This is a genomic window from Streptosporangium sp. NPDC051022, assembly GCF_040683035.1.
GTDB lineage: Bacteria > Actinomycetota > Actinomycetes > Streptosporangiales > Streptosporangiaceae > Streptosporangium.
In genome coordinates, this window is the sequence record NZ_JBFBCF010000078.1 from 1 (window position 1) to 3,773 (window position 3,773).

The 3,773-nt window shown below is 72.9% G+C and carries 2 protein-coding genes; both read right to left on the reverse strand.

Annotation, left to right across the window (positions count from 1 at the left end; translation table 11 throughout):
- A partial coding sequence (locus AB0N02_RS47210) for a beta-ketoacyl synthase N-terminal-like domain-containing protein (RefSeq protein ID WP_363961729.1) occupies positions 1-1,016 on the reverse strand: 1,016 nt, incomplete at its 3' end.
- Positions 1,017-1,058: 42 nt separating this feature from the next.
- Positions 1,059-3,773, reverse strand: a 2,715-nt coding sequence (locus AB0N02_RS47215) for an SDR family NAD(P)-dependent oxidoreductase (RefSeq protein ID WP_363961731.1), incomplete at its 5' end; no start/stop codon positions are given.

Genomic DNA, 3,773 nt, shown 5'->3' on the forward strand with positions numbered 1-3,773 from the left:
GCTTCGATGGCGTCGATGTCGGTGCCGGTGAGTCCGGCGTCTTCGAGGGCTTGGCGGATGACGCGTTGCTGGGCGGGGCCGTTGGGGGCGGTCAGGCCGTTGGAGGCGCCGTCCTGGTTGATGGCGGTGCCGCGGATGACGGCCAGCACCCGGTGGCCGTGACGGCGGGCGTCGGAGAGGCGTTCGATCAGGAGCAGTCCGGCGCCCTCGGCCCAGCCGGTACCGTCCGCGGCGGCCGCGAAGGCCTTGCACCGCCCGTCGACCGACAGGCCCCGCTGCCGCGAGAACTCGACGAAGGTGCTCGGTGACGCCATGACGGTCGCCCCGCCCGCCAGCGCGAGATCGGACTCCCCGGCGCGCAGTGATCGCACCGCCAGGTGCAGCGCGACCAGTGAGGACGAGCAGGCGGTGTCGATCGTCACCGCCGGGCCCTCGAAGCCGAAGGTGTAGGAGATGCGCCCAGACAGGACGCTCGCGGCGGTACCCGTGATCAGATATCCCTCGACCTCCTCGGGTACCCGGCCGATCGTGCTCGCGTAGTCCTGGCCGTTGGTGCCGGTGAAGATCCCGGTACGGCTTCCCTTCAGGGACCGGGGGTCGATGCCCGCCCGTTCGAAGGTCTCCCAGGCGATCTCCAGTAGGAGGCGTTGCTGGGGGTCGCTGGCGAGGGCTTCGCGGCGGGAGATGCCGAAGAAGTCGGCGTCGAAGTGGCCGGCGTTTTGCAGGAAGCCGCCGTGGCGGGTGTAGGTGGTGCCGGGGTGGTCGGGGTCGGGGTGGAAGAGTTCCTCGGTGTTCCAGCCTCGGTCGTCGGGGAACTCGGTGACGGCGTCGCCGCCGGAGGCGACCAGGTCCCACAGTTGTTCGGGGGTGGAGATTCCGCCGGGCAGGCGGCAGGCCATGCCCACGATCGCGATCGGCTCCCGCTGCTCGTCCCGTACGTCTCGTAGTTCTTCGCGCGTTCTGTGCAGCTCCTCCGTCACGCGTCGGAGAAGGTGCCGGATCTGGTCGTCACTCACAGGTCTGCCTTCCGGGGGCACGGGCTGAACAGGGGGGAGTTCTCAGGAGATGCCGAGTTCGTTGCTGATGAAGCTGATGAGTTCGTCGTCCGAGACGGAGGACAGATCCGCCTCGGACGATGAGGCGCCGCTTCCGCCGCCCGTCGCCGTACCGGACGGTGTCTCCACGAGCCGCCGTAGCCGGGCGGCCGCGACCTCGCGGTCGGAAGGTGAGACCGGGGCCCCGGCAAGCAGGCTCTCCAACTCGTCGATCTTGGCCAGCACCGCGGTGAGCGGCGGCTCCGGTTCGGGAACCAGTACGGCGCGCAGATGCTCGACGAGCGCAGCCGGGGTCGGATGGTCGAACACCAGGCTGCTCGGCAGTGCCGTCCCCGTCAGTCGGGCCAGGCGGTTGCGCAGCTCGACCGCCGACAGCGAGCTGAACCCCTGGTCGCGGAAGCCGCGATGGTCGTCCACGTCCGCCGCGGAGCCGTACCCCAGCACGGCGGCGACCTCGGCGCGGACGAGCCTGCGGACCGTCTGCCGCTGGTCGGCCTCGGGCAGCGAGGCCAGTCTGCGCGCGAGGTCCTCCTCGCCCTCGCTGTGTTCCGAGTCGTGGACTGAGCCGGGTGCCGGGGCTCCGGCCGCGTTCTCGCGGGCTTCGGGCAGCTCACCGAGTAGCGGCGAGGGCCGGGAGCCGAGCACCGTGGCCCAGTCGGCCCGGCTGACGACCAGCCTGGTCTCCCCGTGCGTCAGCGCCTCCTCCAGCGCGGTGACGGCGAGGCCGGGGGCCATCGGAGGGAACCCGCCGCGCAGCAACTGCCGCCTGGCGTCGGGACCCGCGATGCCCTCGCCGTCCCAGTGGCCCCACGCGATCGATGTGGCGGGCAGGCCCGCCGCGCGACGGTGCTCGGCGAGCGCGTCCAGGAACGCGTTACCGGGGGCGTAGTTGCCCTGCCCGGCGGTGCCGAGCGTGCCCGTGATCGAGGAGAAGAGCACGAACGCCGAGAGGCCGAGATCACGGGTCAGTTCGTGCAGGTTCAGCGCGCCGCCGACCTTCACCCGCTGTACCCGGTGCATCCGCTCGACCGTCAGCGAGTCGATCAGCGAGTCGTCCAGCACCGCGGCGGTGTGGACGACCGAGGTGAGCGGATGCTCGGGAGGAACCGAGGCGAGGACGGCGGCGAGGGCGTCCCGGTCGGAGACGTCGCAGGAGACGACGGTGGCCTGGGCGCCGAGGTCGGCGAGTTCGGTCACGAGTTCCGCGGCGCCGGGGGCGTCGAGACCCCGGCGGCCGATCAGCAGCAGCCGCCGGGCACCGCGCGCGGCGAGGCGGCGCGCGACGTGGCCGCCCAGGGCCCCCGTGCCGCCGGTGATCAGTACGGTTCCGTCCGGCCGCCACGAAGCGGGGACGGCACCGCCGGGGAGCGGCGCGGGCACCAGCCGCCGCGCGAGGAGTCCCGTGGCGCGGACCGCCAGCTCGGACTCGCCGTGGTCTCCCAGCAGGGCGGTGGCCGCGCTCTCGGCGGTGCGGGCGTCCGGGAGCGGCGGCAGGTCGAGCAGCCCGCCCCACCGTTCCGGCTTCTCCGCGGCGACGACCGGGCCGAGCCCCCATCCCAGTGCTCGCAGGGGGTGGCCGACCGGGTCGGACGGTCCCGTCGACACCGCCCCGCCGGTCGCGATCCACAGCCGGCCGGAGATCCCGGTGGCGTCGAGCGCCTGGATCAGCGCGACCTCGGCGGCACCTCCCCTTGGTACCGCCGGATGCCCGGAAGACAGGGCGTCGTCGAACGAGAGCAGGGACAGCACCCCGCCGACGGCCCGATCGCCGGGCTGCCGGTCGGATCCGGTGCCGGGCGCGCCGTCGAATCGATCGTCGAGTCGGTCGTGGAGAGCGGAGGTCAGGGCCGCGACCAGCGCGTCATGACCGGCCCTCCCGGTGTCCCCGGTGTCCCCGGCATCTCCGACGTCGATCACGACGGGCGTGACCTCGACGCCTCGCGCGGCGAGCGCGCGGGCCAGGGCGTCGGTCCACGCCGCCGCCTCGGCGTGGGCGGGACGCACCAGCAGCCAGCGTCCGGTGACCCGGATCCGGGCCTGCTCCCCGACGGGACGCCACGCCGTGCGGTACCGCCAGGAGTCAATGGTCGAGCGGGTGTCGCTCGCGGTGTGCCAGGAGGCGAGGGCCGGCAGGACCGTGCCCAGCGGGCCCCGCACCTGTTCGCCGTCGGCGCCCAATGTGGCGACCAGGGAGTCGAGGTCGCCACGGCTGACCGTGTCCCAGAAGCGGGCATGCGCCTCGTCGATCCCGCCCGCTCCCGCGGAGGCGTCCGCCGCCTTCCCGCGGTCCAGCCAGTGTCTGCGCCGCTGGAAGGCGTAGGTGGGCAGGTCGACGGTTTTGTGCCGGCCGGTGGGGAGGGTGGCGGGCCAGTTGACGGGGGTGCCGTGGAGGTGCAGGCGGGCGGCGGCGGTGAGTGCGGTGACGACTTCGGGCCGGTCGCGGCGTAGGAGGGGGATTGCTTCGGTGGTGGGGCTGGTTTCGGTGGCGAAGGTGGTGAGGGTGGGGTCGGGGCCGAGTTCGAGGAAGGTGGTGGTGGCGGTTTGGGTGGCGGTGTGGATGGCTTCGTGGAAGCGGACGGGGTGGCGGAGGTGGTTGGTCCAGTAGGTGGGGGAGGTGAGTTGCTGGGGGGTGGCGTGGGTGCCGGTGTGGTCGGAGATGAGGGGGAGGGTGGGTGGGTGGTAGGTGAGGCGGCTGATGGTGGTGTGGAATTGGTTGAG